Origin of the sequence: Mycobacterium sp. E183 (assembly GCF_001667735.1) — a bacterium.
In the GTDB taxonomy this organism is placed as follows: Bacteria; Actinomycetota; Actinomycetes; order Mycobacteriales; family Mycobacteriaceae; genus Mycobacterium.
Genome location: NZ_LZJN01000206.1, coordinates 1 through 17,851 on the forward strand (window position 1 = coordinate 1; position 17,851 = coordinate 17,851).

Below are 17,851 nucleotides of genomic sequence, written 5' to 3' on the forward strand. Positions count from 1 at the left end.
GGCGTCTTCGTCGGCGCGGGCACACGTGTCGGCGGCGTGGCGGGCCGCCGTCGCCGCGGCGCTTGCCCAGGCGTATTGCAGCGGCGTCGCCGTGCACGCCGCCGAGGAATGCGTCCAGCTGCACGGCGGCATCGGCATGACGTGGGAGTATCCCGCGCACCTTTACCTCAAGCGGGCCAAGAGCGATCAGTTGATCTTCGGCACCGCCTACCGCCACCGCGCCCGGCTGGGCGAGTTGGTGGACCTGCCGCCGAAATAGTTGGGCTCGGATTGATTTTTTCCCCGCGGCCCGTCGGGGGAGCGTGTAATGCGTTTTCCCGCCGCTGTATTCGTGGGAGGGCGCGCTTCTCGTTGGAAGATGGGCGCGCACGGCGGGCCGCCGTTTTGTGAGACAGTGTCGGTCCGCGGTGGCCCGACGACGTGGCCGGCCGCGCCGTGCGGAGGTGAAAACATCGGAATGCGGGTGTTGCTGTCAACTCACGATTCGCGCGGGGCGGTCGAACCGTTGGCGGCACTCGGGGTTCAGTTGCGAGCGAACGGCGCGGAAGTTCGGGTATGCGCGCCGCCGGACCAGGAATTCGCGGACCTGCTGGCCGGAATCGGCTTGGAGCTGAGTCCATTCGGCGATTCATGGCGCGCCAGGGCGGCCGGGCTCACGCCGTCGGAGGACGACCTACGCCGGCACCTGGACGGGCTCGTCGCCGCGCAATTCGACACGGTTGCCGACGCGGCCGACGGCTGTGACCTCCTCGTCGCAACCGGCTTTCCACCGGTGGCGGCGGGAGCGCGGTCGGTGGCCGAGCGCCTGGGCATCCCTTACGTCTACGTGAGCTACCAGCCGACGATCCTGCCGTCACCGCACCACATGCCCCCGACGTACGCAGGCCAGATCCCGCCGGGCGCGATCGACAACCGGGTGTTGTGGCAGATGGACGCGCAGCACATGCACACGCTGTTCGGGACGACGCTCAACAACCACCGCGCGTCGCTGGGCCTGCCGCCGGTGGATGACATCCGCGACCACGCCCTGACCGACCGGCCGTGGCTGGCGGCGGATCCGACCCTGGGCCCGTGGCCGGAGGGCAGCGGGCTGGACGTGGTCCAGACGGGGGCGTGGCTGCTCTGCGATGAACGCCCGTTGCCTGCGGACGTGGCGGCGTTCCTGGACGACGGGCCGCCGCCGGTGTACGTCGGCTTCGGCAGCATGCCCATGCGCGCCGCGAGCGACCTCTCCCGCGCGGTCGTCGAGGCCGTCCGCGCCCTGGGCCACCGGGCGATTCTCTACCGCGGCTGGTCCGGCCTGACCCCGATAGACGACCGGGACGATTGCCTGGCCGTCGGTGAGCTCAACCACCGGGCGCTCTTCGCCCGGGTCGCGGCCGTCGTGCACCACGGCGGTGCGGGCACCACGACCACCGCCGCGCTGGCCGGCGCGCCGCAGGTGTTGGTGCCGCAGGGGGCCGACCAGCCGTACTGGGCCGGCCGGGTGGCGGAGCTGGGCATCGGCATCGCGCACGGCGGCCCGGCCCCCACCGCCCGGTCGCTGACGGCCGCCCTGAAGACCGTCCTGGCGCCGGAGACCGGTGCGCGGGCGGGCGTCGTGGCCACCAAGATCCGTACCGACGGGGCGATGGCGGCGGCGTCGTTGCTGCTCGACGGGTTAGCGCGGTAGCGCGGAACCGAAGACCTCGGTCATGGCCTGCCAGTGCCGCTCGGCCGCGACGGGGTCGTACGGCGCGTTGTCCGGGACCGCGAACCCGTGGCCGGCCGGATACCACTCGATGGTGTGCTGCACGCCGGCTGCGGTCAGCGCCTTGTCCAGCTGTTCGGCGTCGTCATGTGTGAAGGAGGCGTCGTCCTTGGCGCCGCCCACGTACACCGTCGCGCTCATCCGGTCGGCCAGCAGGTGGGGGCTGTCCGCGGCGTCGCTCACCAGGCCACCGCCGTGGAACGACGCCGCGGCGGCGACGCGCTCGGGTACCCGGCCGGCGACGATCAGCGACGCCCGCCCGCCCATGCAGTAGCCGCACACGCCGAAGCGTTCCCCGGACACCTCCGGGCGGGCCGCCAGGTAGTCGAAGAACGCGACGGCGTCGCCGGCGATCTTGTCGGGGGTGAGGCTGCCGATCATGCCGAACAGCCGCCTGCGCTCCCGCTCGTCGCCGAACACGGTGCCCATGTCGAACGGGGCCCAGTCGCCGCTGCGGTAATACACGTCGGGGAGCAGCACGGCGTAACCGAAGCCGGCCAGCTTGGCGGCCATCTCGTCGAAGGTGTCACGCACCCCGCCGGCATCGCAGTACATGATTACGCCCGGCCAGGGACCCGGACCCGCTGGCGTGAACAGGCCGACGGGGCAGCTGCCGTCGGCGGTGGTGATGGAGTCGGTGAATTGCGGCATGGCCTCCGTTTTACTCCCGGCCGCCGCGGCTAAGCTGGCCGCGTGCCGATCCCGACGCCCTATGAGGACCTGCTGCGCCTGGTGCTCGAACGGGGCACGGCCAAATCCGACCGCACCGGCACCGGGACCCGCAGCCTGTTCGGCCAGCAATTGCGCTACGACCTGTCGGCCGGCTTCCCGCTGCTGACCACCAAGAAGGTGCATCTCAAGTCGGTCATCTACGAGTTGCTGTGGTTCTTGCGCGGCGACTCCAACGTCGCCTGGCTGCACGAGCACGGAGTCACCATCTGGGACGAATGGGCAAGCGAGACGGGCGATCTCGGGCCGATATACGGCGTGCAGTGGCGATCCTGGCCCACGCCGACCGGTGAGCACGTCGACCAGATCAGCGCGGCGCTTCAGTTGCTGCGCACGGACCCGAACTCGCGGCGCATCATCGTGTCGGCCTGGAACGTCGGGGAGATCCCGCAGATGGCGCTGCCGCCGTGCCACGCCTTCTTCCAGTTCTACGTGGCGGACGGTCGGCTCAGTTGCCAGCTGTATCAGCGCAGCGCCGACCTGTTTCTCGGTGTGCCGTTCAACATCGCCAGCTACGCGCTGCTCACCCACATGATGGCCGCCCAGGCCGGCCTGGCGGTCGGCGAGTTCGTCTGGACGGGCGGCGACTGCCACATCTACGACAACCACGTCGAGCAGGTGCGCACCCAGCTGAGTCGCGAGCCCCGCCCCTACCCGGAACTGGTACTGGCGCAGCGTGATTCGATCTTCGACTACACCTACGAGGACGTGGTCGTCAAGAATTACGACCCGCATCCGGCGATCAAAGCGCCGGTCGCGGTATGACCGAACTCGGGCTGATCTGGGCTCAGTCGACATCCGGCATCATCGGTCGCGGCGGCGACATCCCCTGGCGGGTGCCTGAGGACTTGATCCGGTTCAAAGAGCTGACCGTGGGGCATACGGTCGTGATGGGCCGGCGCACATGGGAGTCCTTGCCGAGCAAGGTCCGGCCGCTGCCGGGCCGCAAAAATGTCGTACTCTCGCGAAGGAGCGATTTCGTTGCCGACGGCGCGCAGATCGCCGGATCGCTCGAGGCGGCTCTCGCCGAATGCGAGGGTGAGCCGCAGACCTGGGTGATCGGCGGCGAGCAGGTGTATCTGCTCGCGCTGCCGCGCGCCACGCGGTGCGAGGTCACCGAGGTCGAAGTCGACCTGCGGCGCGACGACGACGACGCGCTGGCGCCGGTGCTCGACGACAGCTGGCTGGGTGAGACGGGGGAGTGGCAGGTCAGCCGCACGGGGTTGCGGTACCGCCTGCACAGCTACCGTCGGGCATGAGTGTCGGTCTCCGCGACCGTGACACACTCGGACGCGGGGGTCGGTCTCACCAGGTCACCACACGTTGCCAGAAGGGGGAATTGGCAGTGATAACCGAACCCACGAGAGCGTTCACGCGCATTTTCAGGGGCTACGATCCGTCCGCGGTCGACGCCCACATCGAGATGCTGACCACCAAGCAGCAGTTGTTGCTCGACGATGTCGAGAACCTGAGGAGCCGGCTGAAGGCGGCCGGCGACGAGACGGCCGCGCTGCGCAAGGAGGTCGCCGTCCTCGCCGACACCTCGCCTTCCCCCCACGCGGTGCAGCGCCGCATGGCGCAGATGCTGCGCCGCGCGGTCGACGAGGTCGCCGAGATGCAGGCCGAGGCGCGCAGCGAGGCGGACGCGATGATCGCCGCGGCCGAGGCCGAGGTCCAGGCCGCGCAGCGAAAGCACGAAGAGGAGTTGGCGGAGATGGCCGAGCAACGAAAAGCCATGGAAACCGATTACGAAGAAGCCAAGAAGCAGCTCGACGCCGAATTGGCCGAGATGCGCGCCGAAACGGAAGCGGCGATCGACAAGTCGTGGCGGGACGCGCAACGGGAGGCCGATCACTATCGTGAGCAGGCCCAGCGCGCGGCGGACGAGGCGATCCGGCAACGGATCCATGTCCTCGAGCAGCTGATGGGCGTGTTCCGCGACCTCGAAGCGGTTCCGGCCGCGCTCGAGTCGGCCTACCAGGAGCAGAAGAACGCCCCGGAGCCCAGCGTCGTCGTGCCGTTGGACGGCAAAGTCAGCACGGGTTAGCCCGCCTCGAACGGGCGGACGGACGGGCGGCGCCGCGTCGCCGCCGAGGGTTGTCGCACCCGGCCGGTATTCTCGGCGCCGTGTCGATCCCGACCCGCAGGCTGTCGGCCGCGCAAGCCCGGCGAATCGCCGTTGCCGCCCAAGGTTTTACCGAGCCGCCGCCCGCCGGTCCGATCACTCGCGCTCACCTGAAGCGGTTGATATCCAGAATTCAAGTCCTGCAACTTGATTCGGTCTCGGTCGCGGTGCGCGCCCACTACGCGCCGGTGTTCAGCCGGCTCGGGCCCTACGACCGCGACGTGTTGGATCGCGCCGCCTGGGGCCCGCGCCCGGCGCGGCTGCTGGCCGAATACTGGGCGCACGAGGCCGCGCTGGTGGCCGTCGACGACTGGCCGCTGCTGCGCTGGCGAATGCGCCAATACCGCCACGGTCGCTGGGGCACCCACATCGTCAAGGCCAACCCCCAACTCGCCGACGACATCGTCGCCGCCGTCGCCGAACTTGGCCCCAGCACCGCCGGACAGATCGAGGCGCACCTCGCCGCCGAGCCGCGCCGCAAGAAGGGCACCTGGTGGAACCGCAGCGACACCAAATGGGTCGCCGAGGCGCTGTTCGCCGCCGGTGTGCTCACCACGGCCACGCGGGTGGGCTTCGCCCGCCATTATGACCTGGTCGAACGCGTGCTGCCGGCGGCCGTGCTGGCGCGGGAGGTCGACGACGAGGAAGCCGTCCGCGAACTCACGTTGCGGGCCGCCACCGCGTTGGGCGTGGGGACCGAGGCCGACATCCGCGACTACTTCCGGCTATCGGCCCAGCAGGTCAAGCCGGCCGTCGCCGACCTGCTGGCCGCGGGGGAGATCGAGCGGGTCGAGGTCGACGGCTGGCCCGCGCCGGCCTACCTGCGCGCCGGCCGGGCGGTGCCCCGCGCCGACCGCGGCACGGCGCTGTTGTGTCCGTTCGACCCGCTGATCTTCTTTCGGCCTCGGGTGGAGCGGCTGTTCGGGTTTCATTACCGCATCGAGATCTACACGCCGGCCGCCCAGCGCCAGTACGGCTACTACGTGTGGCCGCTGCTGATGGACGGGCAACTGGTCGCCCGGGTCGACCTCAAGGCCGACCGGACCGCCGACACGCTGCGCGTCATGGGCGCCTTCGGCGAACCCGACGCGCCGCGGTCCCGCGCGGTCGAGGCGCTGGCCGGCGAACTGCGGTCGATGGCTTCGTGGCTGAGCCTGAGCGGATTCAGCGTCGCGACCCGGGGGGACCTGGCCGCCGACCTGCGGGCGGTCAGCTGATGCGGGCGACGGACAAACAGCTCAAGGACACGCTTTGGAATGCGGCCAACAAGCTGCGCGGCTCCCTGTCGGCCGGCCAGTACAAGGACGTCATCCTCGGGCTGGTCTACCTCAAGCACGCCGCGGCGGACCAGTGGAAGTTGTTGGTGGCCAACGCGGAATCGCCGAACATCGGGCGGCTCGTCGATGACGCGATGGCGGCGGCGGCGCTGCCGCGGTTTTACGAGGACCTCGACCGGCGCCGGCTCGGGGAGCTGCTGCGCCTGCTCGACGCCGCCCGATTCGGCGAGCCGGGCCGCGCGCGGGACCTGATGGGCGAGGTGTACGAGTACTTTCTGGCCAATTTCGCGCGCGCAGAGGGGCGGCGGGGCGGCGAATTCTTCACCCCGCCCAGCGTGGTCCGGGTGCTCGTCGAGGCGCTGGAACCGTCGGGCGGGCGGGTGTATGACCCGTGCTGCGGTTCGGGCGGCATGTTCGTGCAGACCGAGCGGTTCATCGCCGAACACGACGGCGATCCCGCGCGAGTGAGGATCTGCGGGCAGGAAAGCGTCGAGCAGACCTGGCGGATCGCGAAGATGAACCTCGCCGTGCACGGCGTCGACAACACGGGGCTGGGCGCGCGGTGGGCCGACACGTTCGTCGACGATCTGCACGCGGGCGTGCAAATGGACTACGTGATGGCCAATCCGCCCTTCAACATAAAAGATTGGGCCCGCGACGAGCGCGACCCCCGCTGGCGGTTCGGCGTCCCACCCGCCGGCAACGCCAACTACGCCTGGATTCAGCACATCCTGTCCAAACTGGCCCCCGGCGGCAAGGCCGGCGTGGTGATGGCCAATGGCTCGATGTCCTCGAACACATTGGGAGAGGGCGCCATTCGCGCACGGATCGTCGATGCCGACCTGGTGTCGTGCATGGTCGCCCTGCCCGCGCAACTGTTCCGCAGCACCTCGATACCGGTTTGCCTGTGGTTCTTCGACACGGACAAGGGCGAGCGGTCCGGTCAGGTGTTGTTCATCGACGCGCGCGGCTTCGGCCACCTGGTCGAGCGCGCCGAAAGGGTGTTGACGGACCAGGAGATCGTCCGCATCGGCGACACCTATCACGCGTGGCGTGGGTCGGAATCCGCCGCCGCGAAAGGCGTTACCTATCAGGATGTTCCGGGATTCTGCGCGTCCGTGTCGCTCGACGACATCGCGGCCGCCGGCTATCCGCTCACGCCCGGTCGCTATGTCGGTGCGCCGGCGGCCGAGGACGACGGCGAGCCCGTCGAGGAGAGGATCGCCGGGCTGACGGGTGACCTGCTGGCGGCGCTGGACGAATCGGCACGGCTGGACGGCGTCGTGCGCCAACAACTGGAGCGCCTGCGGTGAAGACCACGCTGGGCGACCACCTGGACTTCGGCACCGGCAGCAGGGCGCCTCGGTCGGCGCCGGGCGGACGCGTTCGCGTCTACGGCGCCAACGGGACCATCGGTTATGCCGCCGAGCACAACGCGGCCGGCCCGCTGATCGTCCTCGGGCGCGTCGGGTCGCAGTGCGGCAGCCTGCGGTACTGCGACTCCGACGCCTGGGTCACCGAGAACGCACTGGTGTGCCGGGCGAAGGACCCACGCGAGACGCGGTACTGGTACTACGCGATGCAAACCTGCCGCCTGGGCGACCACCGGGCCGGATCGGGACAGCCGCTGCTGAGCAAGAGAATCCTGCGCGACGTCGCGGTGCACAGCGTGGCGGCGCCGCAGCGCGGGGCGATCGCCGAAATGCTCGGCGCCCTTGACGACAAGATCTCGGCCAATCACCGGGTGATCGGGGCCGCCGAGAACCTGATGGTGGCCATGGCCGGGTCGGTCCGCGAGCGCGTGCCAGTGTCCAGCCTGGCGAGCCGGTCGACGGCATTCCTCGACGTGGCCGACTTCGACGACGTGGTCGCGCATTTCAGCCTTCCGGCGTTCGACGACGGGGCGAAACCCCGCGTCGTGACCGCCGACTCCGTCAGGAGCGGCAAATTCCTGCTGCCCGGGCCGTGCGTGTTGTTCGCGAAGCTCAATCCGCGGATCCCGCGAATCTGGAACGTGTCCCGCCTGCCGTCGGAAATGGCCTTGGCCAGCAGCGAGTTCGTCGTCCTGCTGCCGGTGGGGGTGGACGCGTCGACCCTGTGGTCGGCCGTGCGGCAACCGGAGGTCTCCGCATGGTTGCAACGCCGGGTCGCCGGCACGTCGGGCAGCCATCAGCGGATCCAACCGCGCGATCTGCTGGAGGTGCGGGTCCCCGACGTCCGGCACCTGCCCGCCGCGCGATTGGAGGCGATCACCGGCCTGGGCGCGCTGTGCCACGCGCGCCGCGCCGAAAGCGCGCGGTTGTCCGAGTTCCGCGACGCGCTGCTGCCGCTGCTGATATCGGGTGAGCTCCCGATTCGGTCACCACGTTAAGGTGAGCGCCGTGGCCGAGACCGCGCCGCTACGCGTGCAACTGATCGCCAAGACCGAGTTCCTGGCGCCGCCGGACGTGCCGTGGACCACCGACGCCGACGGGGGGCCGGCGCTGGTCGAATTCGCCGGCCGGGCCTGCTATCAGAGCTGGTCGAAGCCCAACCCCAAGACCGCGACCAACGCCGGCTACATCAAGCACATCATCGACGTCGGGCATTTCTCCGTGCTCGAGCACGCGAACGTCTCGTTCTACATCACCGGCGTCTCCCGCTCGCTCACACACGAGCTGATCCGGCACCGGCATTTCTCCTTCTCCCAGCTGTCGCAGCGCTACGTCCCCGAGGGTGAGTCGCAAGTCGTGGTGCCCCCGGGCATGGAAGACGACCCCGAACTCCAGCGCATCCTGACCGAGGCCGCCGACGCCAGCCGGGCCACCTACGCCGACCTGCTGGCCAGGCTGGAGGCCAAGTTCGCCGACCAGCCGAACGCCATCCTGCGGCGCAAGCAGGCGCGGCAGGCCGCTCGGGCCGTGCTGCCGAACGCGACCGAAACCCGCATCGTCGTGACCGGCAACTACCGGACCTGGCGCCACTTCATCGCCATGCGCGCCAGCGAGCACGCCGACGTGGAAATCCGGCGGCTGGCGATCGAATGCCTGCGCCAGCTCGCGGACGCCGCGCCCGCGGTGTTCGCCGACTTCGAGATCTCGACCCTGGCCGACGGGACCCAGGTGGCCACCAGCCCGCTGGCGACCGAAGCCTGAGCCTCAGCCGTCACTGCGGCCTCGGGCCGCGGCCACCGCTCCCGTGCCGTTGTCGCTCGGAGGCGGGCACTTCGGCGATACCCGGACCTGCGGGGGAGGGTGGGGCTGGTGAGGCTGCCCGTGCGCCCGCGACCGACCGGAGCGCCGGCCCGCGCCGTTGCTAAAGAGCTTGCCGCCGCCAGGTAACCTAAAGACCGTGAGCACCGTCGGATTCGACGCCCCGGCCCGGTTGGGAACCGTGCTGACGGCGATGGCGACACCGTTCGCTCCCGACGGTTCGCTGGACACCGCCGCCGCCGCCCAATTGGCGAACCACCTGGTAGACGCCGGATGTGACGGCCTGGTGGTCTCCGGAACCACCGGCGAGTCGCCTACCACCACCGACGACGAGAAGCGCGAGCTGTTGCGCGTCGTGCTGGACGCCGTGGGCGACCGCGCCCGGGTCATCGCCGGCGCGGGCACGTATGACACCGCGCACAGCGTCCGGCTGGCCAAGGCCTGCGCGGCCGAGGGCGCCCACGGGCTGCTGGTGGTCACGCCCTACTACTCGAGGCCGCCGCAGAGCGGGTTGATCGCGCACTTCACCGCCGTCGCCGACGCGACCGAGCTGCCGGTGCTGCTCTACGACATTCCGCCGCGGTCGGTGGTGCCGATCGAGGCGGACACGCTCCGCGCGTTGGCATTGCACCCCAACATCGTCGGCGTCAAGGACGCCAAGGCCGATCTGCACGGCGGCGGCCAGATCATGGCCGAGACGGGACTGGCCTACTACTCGGGCGACGACGCGCTGAACCTGCCGTGGCTGGCCATGGGCGCCACCGGATTCATCAGCGTGATCTCGCATCTGGCCGCGGGCCAGCTCCGAGAGATGTTGTCCGCGTTCGCATCCGGCGACATCGCCACCGCCCGCAAGATCAACAGCACCCTCGCCCCGTTGTGTGACGCGATGGGCCGGCTGGGCGGCGTGACGCTGTCCAAGGCGGGTCTGCGCCTGCAGGGCATCGAGGTCGGCGATCCCCGGTTGCCGCAGATGCCGGCCACACCCGAGCAGATCGATGCCCTGGCCGCCGATATGCGCGCGGCCTCGGTGCTGCGGTGAGGCAGAGGGTGGCCGGTAAGTGGATGTAGACCTCGCCCCCCCTGGTCCCTTGACCACTGGTGGGTTGCGGGTCACCGCGCTGGGCGGCATCAGCGAAATCGGCCGCAACATGACGGTTTTCGAGCACCTGGGTCGGCTGCTGATCATCGACTGCGGGGTGATGTTCCCCACCCACGACGAGCCCGGGGTGGACCTGATACTGCCGGACTTGCGCCTGATCGAAGATCGGCTCGACGACATCGAGGCGCTGGTGCTGACCCACGCGCACGAGGATCACATCGGCGGCATCCCGTTCCTGTTGAAGCTGCGCCCCGATATCCCCGTGGTCGGGTCGAAGTTCACCCTCGCGCTGGTGGCGGCGAAATGCCGTGAGCACCGGCTCAAGCCGGTGTTCGTCGAGGTGACCGAGGGGCAGCGCAGCACGCACGGCGTCTTCGAGTGCGAGTACTTCGCCGTCAACCACTCCATCCCCGACGCGCTGGCCATCGCCGTGCACACCGGCGCGGGAACCGTCTTGCACACCGGCGACATCAAGCTCGATCAGCTGCCCCTCGACGGGCGGCCCACCGATCTGCCCGGGATGTCCCGGCTCGGTGACGCCGGAGTGGACCTGTTCCTGTGCGACTCGACCAACTCCGAGATCCCGGGCGTCGGGCCGTCGGAGAGCGAGGTGGGGCCGACGCTGCACCGCCTGATCCGCGGCGCCGAGGGCCGCGTCATCGTGGCGTGCTTCGCCTCCAATGTGGACCGGGTGCAGCAGATCATCGATGCCGCGGTCGCGTTGGGCCGCCGCGTGTCCTTCGTCGGGCGCTCGATGGTGCGCAACATGGGCATCGCCCGCGAGCTCGGGTTCCTGCGGGTGGCCGATTCCGACGTGATCGACATCGGCGCGGCCGAGATGATGCCGCCCGAGCGGGTGGTGCTGATCACCACCGGCACCCAGGGCGAACCCATGTCGGCGCTGTCGCGGATGTCGCGCGGCGAGCATCGCAGCATCACGCTGACGGCGGGCGATTTGATCGTGCTGGCCTCGTCGCTGATCCCCGGCAACGAGGAGGCGGTCTACGGCGTGATCGACGCGCTCGCCAAGATTGGGGCCCGCGTCGTCACCAATGCCCAAGCCCGGGTGCATGTTTCGGGTCACGCGTACGCCGGTGAGCTGCTGTTCCTCTACAACGGCGTGCGGCCGCGCAACGTCATGCCGGTGCACGGCACCTGGCGGATGCTGCGGGCCAACGCCAAGCTGGCGGCCAGCACCGGGGTGCCGGAGGAGTCGATCCTGTTGGCGGAGAACGGCGTCAGCGTCGACCTGGTCGCCGGCACGGCGTCGATCGCCGGGGCGGTGCCGGTGGGCAAGATGTTCGTCGACGGGCTGATCAGCGGCGACGTCGGCGACATCACGCTCGGCGAACGGCTCATCCTGTCGTCGGGTTTCGTCGCGGTGACGGTGGTCGTCCAGCGCGGCACCGGGCGTCCGGTGGCCGCGCCGCACCTGCATTCACGCGGGTTCTCCGAGGACCCCAAGGCGCTGGAACCCGCCGGGCGCCGGGTCGAGGCGGAGCTGGAACTGCTTGCCGCCGACAACATCACCGACCCGGGCCGCATCGCGCAGGCCGTGCGCCGCACCGTCGGCAAGTGGGTGGGCGAGACCTACCGGCGGCAACCGATGATCGTGCCGACGGTCATCGAGGTCTGAGCCCCGCGAAACATCAACCGCTGCGACGCTTAGCGGCGTGTCGTCGCGGACGATTATGTGTCGCGGCGCGGGAGGTGAGGCGGGGGGCTAAAGCTTCTCCGCGTAGGCCGACCATTCCAGTTGCGAGGCCTTGAGTTTGCGACCGGTCGGCTCCACGTAGCGCTGGACGAGTTCGTCGGGGCCGGCCTGCTCCAGCAGTCGCCAACCGTAATCCCCGACGAACGCGCCGACCTCTTCGGGCTGTAAACCGAAGCGCCACAACTGCCGGACGCTGCGATAGAGCGTACGAGTGCCGTACCGATTCTTGCCTTCGATGAAATCGCGCCGGACGTAGGTGAATACCAGACGACTGCCGGGCGCGGCCGCGCGCAACCCCTCCAGCGTCCGCCGGACGGTGGCTTCGGTCAGGTATTGGGTGACGCCCTCGCAGATGAAAAAGGCCCGGTAGTCGGTGCGATAGCCGTGCTCGGCCAGGGCCGTCAGCAGGTCGTCGCGCTCCAGGTCCAACGCCACCTGCCGGACCGACATCGGCGGGCCGCCCAGCACCCGTCGGACCGTCTTCACCTTCCGGGCGACGTTGACGGGCAGGTCGACCTCGAACACGGGGATGCGAATCTGCCGTGTCAGCAGGTAGGCGCGGGTGTCCAGTCCGGCGCCGAGGATGACGACGGCGTCGATGCCGTCGAGCGCCTCGGCCAGCTTGTCGCCGATAAATCGCTTGCGGCAGGCTAGGTTCGCCCACAGCCCGCGGCCCGACCACTCCGATCCGCGCATCATCAGGCGGCGCACCGGCCGGGCGCGTGTCGCCGCCACCAGCAACCGCAGCGGCGCCGGCAGGAACAGCTCCGCCAGGTCGTCGTCCACCAAGCGGCGGCCCGGCGGTTCGTTCTGTTCGACGGCCGCCAGCACCATCGGCCCAAAGGCGGTCTGCGCGGCGGAGTTTCGTGGCATTCGACTACTTGTTCAAGAAGCCGGCGTCGACCGGCAACGTCACGCCGGTGATGTAGCGCGCCTGGTCGCTCACCAGCCACGCCACCGCGTTGGCGACGTCCTCGACGTCCAGTACCTCCACCGGCATCGCGTTGCCCATGGCTCCGGGCGTGTCGGTCGCGGCGGCCATCTTGGCCAGCCATTCCCGGGTGAACTCGTTGTTGATCATCGGGGTCTCGACACCCGAGGGGTGTATCGAGTTGACCCGAATATACTGTGTTGCAAGCAGATTCGCGTATACCCGCATCAGCCCCACCACGCCGTGTTTGGCGGCCGCATAGCCGACGGAACCGGCGTCCGGGCTGCCCACCCCGGCCAGCCCGGCGCTGGAACTGATCAGCACGATCGACCCCCCGGTGCCCTGCTTGACCATGGTCGGGATGGCGGCCTTGATGGTGTTGTAGACGCCGGTGAGGTTGACGTCGATGACGTCGCGCCAGCCGTCGTCACCCGATTGCATCGGTGCGATGCCGGCGTTGGCGACGACGATGTCGAGCCGGCCGAACTCGTCCAGGCCGGCCTGCAGGGCGGCCGACAGCGACGCCCGGTCGCGCACGTCGCCACGAGCGGCCACGATGCGCGAGCCCGTGTCCTCGACCAGCTTGACGGTTTGCGCCAGGTCTTCCTCGGTGGCCAGCGGATAGGGGACGCTGGCGATCTGGTCGCACAGGTCGACCGCGATGATGTCCGCGCCGTCGGAGGCCAGCCGCACCGCGTGCGCGCGACCCTGGCCGCGCGCCGCGCCGGTGATGAAGGCGACCTTGCCCTCGAGTGGCCGGGTCATCAGGACCGCAGCTGACCCTTGTCCGGGTCACCCGCGGGCACGGGCTGCAGCATCTTGATGTCCGGCGCCCCGGCCAGGTGCTCGCCGGCGGCGCCGAACATCTTGCCGATGGCCGGGGCGGTGCTGTGGGCCTTGAGCGCCTCTTCGTCGGCCCACTGCTCGACGAAAACGAAGGTTTCGCCCGATTGGTGCAGTGAGTACAACTGGCAACCCGGTTCGTTGTGCACTTCCTCCACCGCCTGCGTGAGGATGTCGCGGACTGTGTCGACCGATTCCGGTTTGACGGTCATGGTGGCAACGACGACGACGGGCATGCTGGGGCCTCCTGGGGCGTACGGGGTGGGTGACGTGCATGGCTCTGTTACCTGGGTCACCGGTTGTCCACCCTACTCACGCGGCCCCTTGGACCACCCGTCAGATGGGTCACATGGCCAAACCGTTACCAGTGTGGCGGGTGGTGTAGATGATGTCGGTGCGACTACCCTTGCCGACATGGCTAATAAGACCGCGGCCCGCTCCAAAGCTCGAACGAGCAGGTCAAAGGCCACTTCGCGGAGTGGGTCGGGTCGCGCGCGGCCGGCGGCACCCCGCAAGCGGCCGAGCAGGCCCGCGAAACGGCGCAACCAGTCGCTGCTGGTGGCCGCCGGGCTGACCGGCGGGCGCGCCCTGCGCGCCACCTGGCTGATGGCCGCGCGCAGCACGGGCGGCGCGGCCCGGTCGATCGGGCGGGCCCGCGACATCGACCCGGGACACCGCCGCGACGGGATCGCGCTGATGCTGCTCGGCCTTTCCGTCGTGGTCGCCGCGAGCTCGTGGTTCAACGCCGCCCGACCGGTCGGTGCATGGGTCGACACGCTGTTGCGGACCTTCATCGGTGCGGGCGTGCTGGCGCTCCCGGTCGTCACCGCCGCGGTGGCGGTGACGCTGATGCGCACGCAGCCCAACCCGGACGCGCGCCCGAGGCTCATCCTCGGCGGCACCCTGATCGCGCTGTCGGTGCTCGGCCTGCGGCACCTGTGGTCCGGTTCGCCTGAAGACCCCGAGGCGCGCCGCCGCGCGGCGGGATTCATCGGCTTCGCCATCGGCGGCCCGCTGTCGGACGGGCTGACGGCCTGGATCGCCGCGCCCCTGTTGTTCATCGGCTTCATGTTCGGCCTGCTGTTGCTGACCGGAACCACGATCCGCGAGGTGCCCGACGCGGTCCGCGCCATGTTCGGCGCCCGGTTGCTCGGCGACGACGAATACGGCGAGTACGACGACTATGACGACTACGCGGATTCCGCTGTGGCCGAAGACTTTTACGACGAGAGCTCGCTTCCCGAAGACGAGCCGCAAGCCTGGCCGGCGGCCGACCCGGCCCCGGCCCTGCGGGACAACGAGGACGACATCCCCACCACACCGGAGCCGGCCATCGGGAAGAGCCGCCGTCGCGCCAAGAAGCCGCCCGAGATCGTCGACCGGGTCGTCGAGGGCCCCTACACGCTGCCCTCGCTGAACCTGCTGGTGGCGGGGGACCCGCCGAAGAAGCGCAGCGCCGCCAACACGGTCATGGCCGACGCCATCAGCGAGGTGCTCACCCAGTTCAAGGTCGACGCGGCCGTCACCGGCTGCACCCGCGGGCCGACCGTCACCCGGTACGAGGTCGAGCTGGGCCCGGGCGTGAAGGTGGAGAAGATCACCGCGCTGCAGAAGAACATCGCCTACGCGGTGGCCACCGAGAGCGTGCGCATGCTGGCCCCGATCCCCGGCAAATCCGCCGTCGGCATCGAGGTGCCCAACACCGACCGGGAGATGGTGCGGCTGGCCGACGTGCTCACCGCGCCGTCGACCCGCCGCGACCACCACCCGCTGGTGATCGGGCTTGGCAAGGACATCGAGGGCGACTTCATCTCGGCCAACCTGGCCAAGATGCCGCACCTGCTGGTCGCCGGCTCCACCGGTTCGGGTAAGTCGAGCTTCGTCAACTCCATGCTGGTCTCCTTGCTGACCCGGGCCACGCCCGAGGAGGTCAGGATGATCCTGATCGACCCGAAGATGGTGGAGCTGACCCCGTACGAGGGGATTCCGCACCTGATCACCCCGATCATCACGCAGCCGAAGAAGGCCGCGGCCGCCCTGGCCTGGCTGGTCGAGGAGATGGAGCAGCGCTACCAGGACATGCAGGCTTCCCGGGTGCGCCACATCGACGACTTCAACGCAAAGGTGCGGTCGGGGGCCATCACCGCGCCGCTGGGCAGCCAGCGCGAATACCGGCCCTACCCGTACGTCGTCGCGATCGTCGACGAGCTGGCCGACCTGATGATGACCGCGCCCCGCGACGTCGAGGACGCCATCGTGCGGATCACCCAGAAGGCCCGGGCGGCGGGCATCCACCTGGTGCTGGCCACCCAGCGCCCGTCGGTCGACGTGGTCACCGGCCTGATCAAGACCAACGTGCCGTCGCGGCTCGCGTTCGCGACGTCGTCGCTCACCGACAGCCGGGTGATCCTGGACCAGGCCGGCGCCGAGAAGCTGATCGGCATGGGCGACGGCCTGTTCCTGCCGATGGGCGCGAGCAAGCCGCTGCGCCTGCAGGGCGCCTACATCACCGACGAGGAGATCCACGCCGTCGTCACGGCCTGCAAGGACCAGGCCGAGCCCGAATACACCGAGGGCGTCACGACGGCCAAGCCCACCGGCGAGCGCACCGACGTCGACCCGGACATCGGCGACGACATGGACGTGTTCTTGCAGGCGGTCGAGCTCGTGGTGTCCAGCCAGTTCGGCTCCACCTCGATGCTGCAGCGCAAGCTGCGGGTCGGCTTCGCCAAGGCCGGCCGGCTGATGGACCTGATGGAGACGCGCGGCATCGTCGGGCCCAGCGAGGGATCCAAGGCGCGCGACGTGCTGGTCAAGCCCGACGAGCTGGCCGGAACGCTGGCGCTGATCCGGGGCGGCGCCGACGCCGACGGCGGCGACCCCGACGACTAGCCCCCGGCGCCGAACGTGCACCCACGGCGAGATTTCGGCCGATTTCCCGCCTCATGTCACGCTCGGCGAGTCAGAGCACCAGCAGCATGCGGGAGTTGCCCAGGATGTTGGGCTTGACGTAACTCAGGTCGAGGAACTCGGCGACACCGATGTCGTAGGAGCGGCACATCTCCTCGAACACCTCCGCGGTCACCGGCGTGCCCTCGATCTCGGTGAACCCGTGCTTGCCGAAGAACTCCGTCTCGAACGTGAGCACGAACAGCCGCTTGAGCTGCAGCTCGCGCGCGACCTCAAGCAGCCGGTCGACGATCGCGTGGCCGATGCCGTGGCCGGTCATCGCCGGGTCGACCGCGACGGTGCGGATCTCGCCCAGGTCGGACCACATCACGTGCAGCGCACCGCAGCCGACCACGGCGCCCTCGCGTTCGGCCACCCAGAATTCCTGGACGGCCTCGTACAGCGTCACCAGGTTCTTCTCGAGCAGGATCCTGCCGGCGTAGGTGTCGACGAGCTGCTTGATGGCGGGGACGTCGGAGGTTCGCGCGCGTCGCACCAGGCAGTCCTGCGAACTATCGGTCACGGCTAACAGTATCGGCATCGGGGACGGCTGCGCTGGTCAACAGTTATTCTGTTGCGGTGTCGGGGCAGCCGCAAACGGGTCCGTTGACCGGACCGCCGGGCCGCGTCCACATCGCAAACCTCGCCAACACGCTGACGTTGCTGCGGCTGGTGTTGGTCCCGATCTTCCTGCTCGCGCTGTTCGCCAAGGACGGTCACGAGTTCGCCTTTCGGATCGTGGCTTTCGTGATCTTCGCGATCGCCTGCATCACCGATCGGTTGGATGGCCTGCTGGCCCGCAATTACGGCATGGCAACGGAATTCGGGGCCTTCGTCGATCCGATCGCGGACAAGACGCTGGTCGGCTCGGCGCTGATCGGCCTGTCGATGCTGGGTGACCTGCCCTGGTGGGTCACCGTGGTGATCCTGGCCCGCGAGTTCGGCGTGACCGTGCTGCGGCTCGCCGTGATCCGCCGCGGGGTCATCCCGGCCAGCTGGGGCGGCAAGGTCAAGACCGTGGTGCAGGTGGTGGCGATCGGCCTGTTCATCCTGCCGCTGTCGGGGCCGCTGCGGGTGGCGGCGGCGGTGGTGATGGGGGTGGCGATCGTGCTCACGATCGTCACCGGCATCGACTACGTGGTGTCGACCGTGCGGGAAGTGCGCCGGACGTCCGACTGATTCTGCGGTCGCCGAACGGGAACCAACGCCCCGCCGCCCGCGTTTCACCTTTTGAGCGCCT

General features: G+C 69.5%; 18 protein-coding genes. 13 read left to right on the forward strand and 5 right to left on the reverse strand.

Features of this window, described 5'->3' with window-relative positions; genetic code table 11:
- Together A5691_RS25400 and A5691_RS25405 are read left to right on the forward strand one after the other, a co-directional pair.
- On the forward strand, positions 1 to 259 hold a 259-nt coding region (locus A5691_RS25400; RefSeq protein WP_197504903.1), incomplete at its 5' end, for an acyl-CoA dehydrogenase family protein.
- A 198-nt stretch (positions 260 to 457) separates the two neighbouring features.
- Complete coding sequence (locus tag A5691_RS25405; protein ID WP_068017997.1) at positions 458 to 1,672, forward strand: glycosyltransferase; 1,215 nt, start codon at positions 458 to 460, stop codon at positions 1,670 to 1,672.
- On the opposite strand, the gene A5691_RS25410 is transcribed toward A5691_RS25405, so the two are convergent.
- A complete protein-coding gene (locus tag A5691_RS25410) occupies positions 1,661 to 2,401 on the reverse strand; it encodes a dienelactone hydrolase family protein (RefSeq protein ID WP_067747273.1) in 741 nt (246 codons plus the stop codon). The genes A5691_RS25405 and A5691_RS25410 overlap by 12 nt on opposite strands.
- 42 nt (positions 2,402 to 2,443) lie before the next feature.
- On the opposite strand from A5691_RS25410, the gene A5691_RS25415 reads away from it, so the two are divergent.
- The 9 genes from A5691_RS25415 to A5691_RS25455 all read left to right on the forward strand — a co-directional run bounded on the left by A5691_RS25415 (position 2,444) and on the right by A5691_RS25455 (position 11,810).
- The gene (locus A5691_RS25415; RefSeq protein ID WP_067747276.1) at positions 2,444 to 3,244 is read left to right on the forward strand and encodes a thymidylate synthase; all 801 of its coding nucleotides are present in this window, start codon (positions 2,444 to 2,446) and stop codon (positions 3,242 to 3,244) included.
- Positions 3,241 to 3,738 carry a dihydrofolate reductase gene (locus A5691_RS25420; protein WP_067747278.1) on the forward strand — a complete coding sequence of 166 codons (498 nt, stop codon included), beginning with the start codon at positions 3,241 to 3,243 and terminating at the stop codon, positions 3,736 to 3,738. Before A5691_RS25415 ends, A5691_RS25420 begins: the two co-directional genes overlap by 4 nt.
- An 86-nt stretch (positions 3,739 to 3,824) precedes the next feature.
- Positions 3,825 to 4,526, forward strand: a complete 702-nt coding sequence (locus A5691_RS25425) for a cell division protein DivIVA (protein ID WP_067747280.1) — start codon at positions 3,825 to 3,827, stop codon at positions 4,524 to 4,526.
- A gap of 50 nt (positions 4,527 to 4,576) precedes the next feature.
- Positions 4,577 to 5,821, forward strand: a complete 1,245-nt coding sequence (locus A5691_RS25430) for a winged helix-turn-helix domain-containing protein (RefSeq protein WP_197499043.1) — start codon at positions 4,577 to 4,579, stop codon at positions 5,819 to 5,821.
- Positions 5,821 to 7,194 (forward strand): N-6 DNA methylase, encoded by a 1,374-nt coding sequence (locus tag A5691_RS25435; RefSeq protein ID WP_067747282.1) that lies wholly within the window; start codon positions 5,821 to 5,823, stop codon positions 7,192 to 7,194. The genes A5691_RS25430 and A5691_RS25435 overlap by 1 nt, the downstream gene beginning before the upstream one ends.
- Positions 7,191 to 8,252: a restriction endonuclease subunit S gene (locus A5691_RS25440; protein WP_067747284.1), complete on the forward strand. Its 1,062-nt coding sequence runs from the start codon at positions 7,191 to 7,193 to the stop codon at positions 8,250 to 8,252. Before A5691_RS25435 ends, A5691_RS25440 begins: the two co-directional genes overlap by 4 nt.
- 10 nt (positions 8,253 to 8,262) lie before the next feature.
- Entirely contained in the window at positions 8,263 to 9,015 is a 753-nt protein-coding gene (gene thyX, locus A5691_RS25445; protein ID WP_067747381.1) for an FAD-dependent thymidylate synthase, read from the forward strand.
- Between the two features lie 196 nt (positions 9,016 to 9,211).
- Positions 9,212 to 10,114, forward strand: a complete 903-nt coding sequence (gene dapA, locus A5691_RS25450) for a 4-hydroxy-tetrahydrodipicolinate synthase (protein WP_067747286.1) — start codon at positions 9,212 to 9,214, stop codon at positions 10,112 to 10,114.
- 19 nt (positions 10,115 to 10,133) lie between these two features.
- Positions 10,134 to 11,810 (forward strand): ribonuclease J, encoded by a 1,677-nt coding sequence (locus A5691_RS25455; protein WP_067747289.1) that lies wholly within the window; start codon positions 10,134 to 10,136, stop codon positions 11,808 to 11,810.
- An 87-nt stretch (positions 11,811 to 11,897) separates the two neighbouring features.
- Here the strand turns inward: A5691_RS25455 and A5691_RS25460 are convergent, their stop codons facing one another.
- The 3 genes from A5691_RS25460 to A5691_RS25470 are packed head-to-tail and all read right to left on the reverse strand — an operon-like array spanning position 11,898 to position 13,898.
- Positions 11,898 to 12,761 carry an SAM-dependent methyltransferase gene (locus tag A5691_RS25460; RefSeq protein WP_067747291.1) on the reverse strand — a complete coding sequence of 288 codons (864 nt, stop codon included), beginning with the start codon at positions 12,759 to 12,761 and terminating at the stop codon, positions 11,898 to 11,900.
- Between the two features lie 4 nt (positions 12,762 to 12,765).
- Positions 12,766 to 13,587 carry a mycofactocin-coupled SDR family oxidoreductase gene (locus A5691_RS25465; RefSeq protein ID WP_067269159.1) on the reverse strand — a complete coding sequence of 274 codons (822 nt, stop codon included), beginning with the start codon at positions 13,585 to 13,587 and terminating at the stop codon, positions 12,766 to 12,768.
- Complete coding sequence (locus A5691_RS25470; RefSeq protein ID WP_067781730.1) at positions 13,584 to 13,898, reverse strand: putative quinol monooxygenase; 315 nt, start codon at positions 13,896 to 13,898, stop codon at positions 13,584 to 13,586. Before A5691_RS25470 ends, A5691_RS25465 begins: the two co-directional genes overlap by 4 nt.
- Before the next feature lie 178 nt (positions 13,899 to 14,076).
- Here A5691_RS25470 and A5691_RS25475 point away from each other — a divergent pair, with 178 nt between their 5' ends.
- Positions 14,077 to 16,554 (forward strand): DNA translocase FtsK, encoded by a 2,478-nt coding sequence (locus tag A5691_RS25475; protein WP_082950495.1) that lies wholly within the window; start codon positions 14,077 to 14,079, stop codon positions 16,552 to 16,554.
- 70 nt (positions 16,555 to 16,624) lie between these two features.
- On the opposite strand, the gene A5691_RS25480 is transcribed toward A5691_RS25475, so the two are convergent.
- Positions 16,625 to 17,152, reverse strand: coding sequence for an amino-acid N-acetyltransferase (locus tag A5691_RS25480; protein ID WP_067747296.1), 528 nt, complete (start codon positions 17,150 to 17,152; stop codon positions 16,625 to 16,627).
- Between the two features lie 38 nt (positions 17,153 to 17,190).
- On the opposite strand from A5691_RS25480, the gene pgsA reads away from it, so the two are divergent.
- On the forward strand, positions 17,191 to 17,790 hold the full coding sequence (pgsA, locus tag A5691_RS25485; protein ID WP_067747298.1) for a CDP-diacylglycerol--glycerol-3-phosphate 3-phosphatidyltransferase: 600 nt from the start codon (positions 17,191 to 17,193) through the stop codon (positions 17,788 to 17,790).
- Positions 17,791 to 17,851: the final 61 nt, after the last annotated feature.

Bases quoted from the DNA above. Each gene is read 5' to 3' on its own strand.
- A5691_RS25435 (WP_067747282.1), top strand. From the start codon at position 5,821: ATGCGGGCGACGGACAAACAGCTCAAGGACACGCTTTGGAATGCGGCC.
- A5691_RS25480 (WP_067747296.1), bottom strand. From the start codon at position 17,152: ATGCCGATACTGTTAGCCGTGACCGATAGTTCGCAGGACTGCCTGGTG.
- A5691_RS25420 (WP_067747278.1), top strand. From the start codon at position 3,241: ATGACCGAACTCGGGCTGATCTGGGCTCAGTCGACATCCGGCATCATC.
- A5691_RS25475 (WP_082950495.1), top strand. From the start codon at position 14,077: ATGGCTAATAAGACCGCGGCCCGCTCCAAAGCTCGAACGAGCAGGTCA.
- A5691_RS25410 (WP_067747273.1), bottom strand. From the start codon at position 2,401: ATGCCGCAATTCACCGACTCCATCACCACCGCCGACGGCAGCTGCCCC.
- A5691_RS25470 (WP_067781730.1), bottom strand. From the start codon at position 13,898: ATGCCCGTCGTCGTCGTTGCCACCATGACCGTCAAACCGGAATCGGTC.
- A5691_RS25460 (WP_067747291.1), bottom strand. From the start codon at position 12,761: ATGCCACGAAACTCCGCCGCGCAGACCGCCTTTGGGCCGATGGTGCTG.
- A5691_RS25405 (WP_068017997.1), top strand. From the start codon at position 458: ATGCGGGTGTTGCTGTCAACTCACGATTCGCGCGGGGCGGTCGAACCG.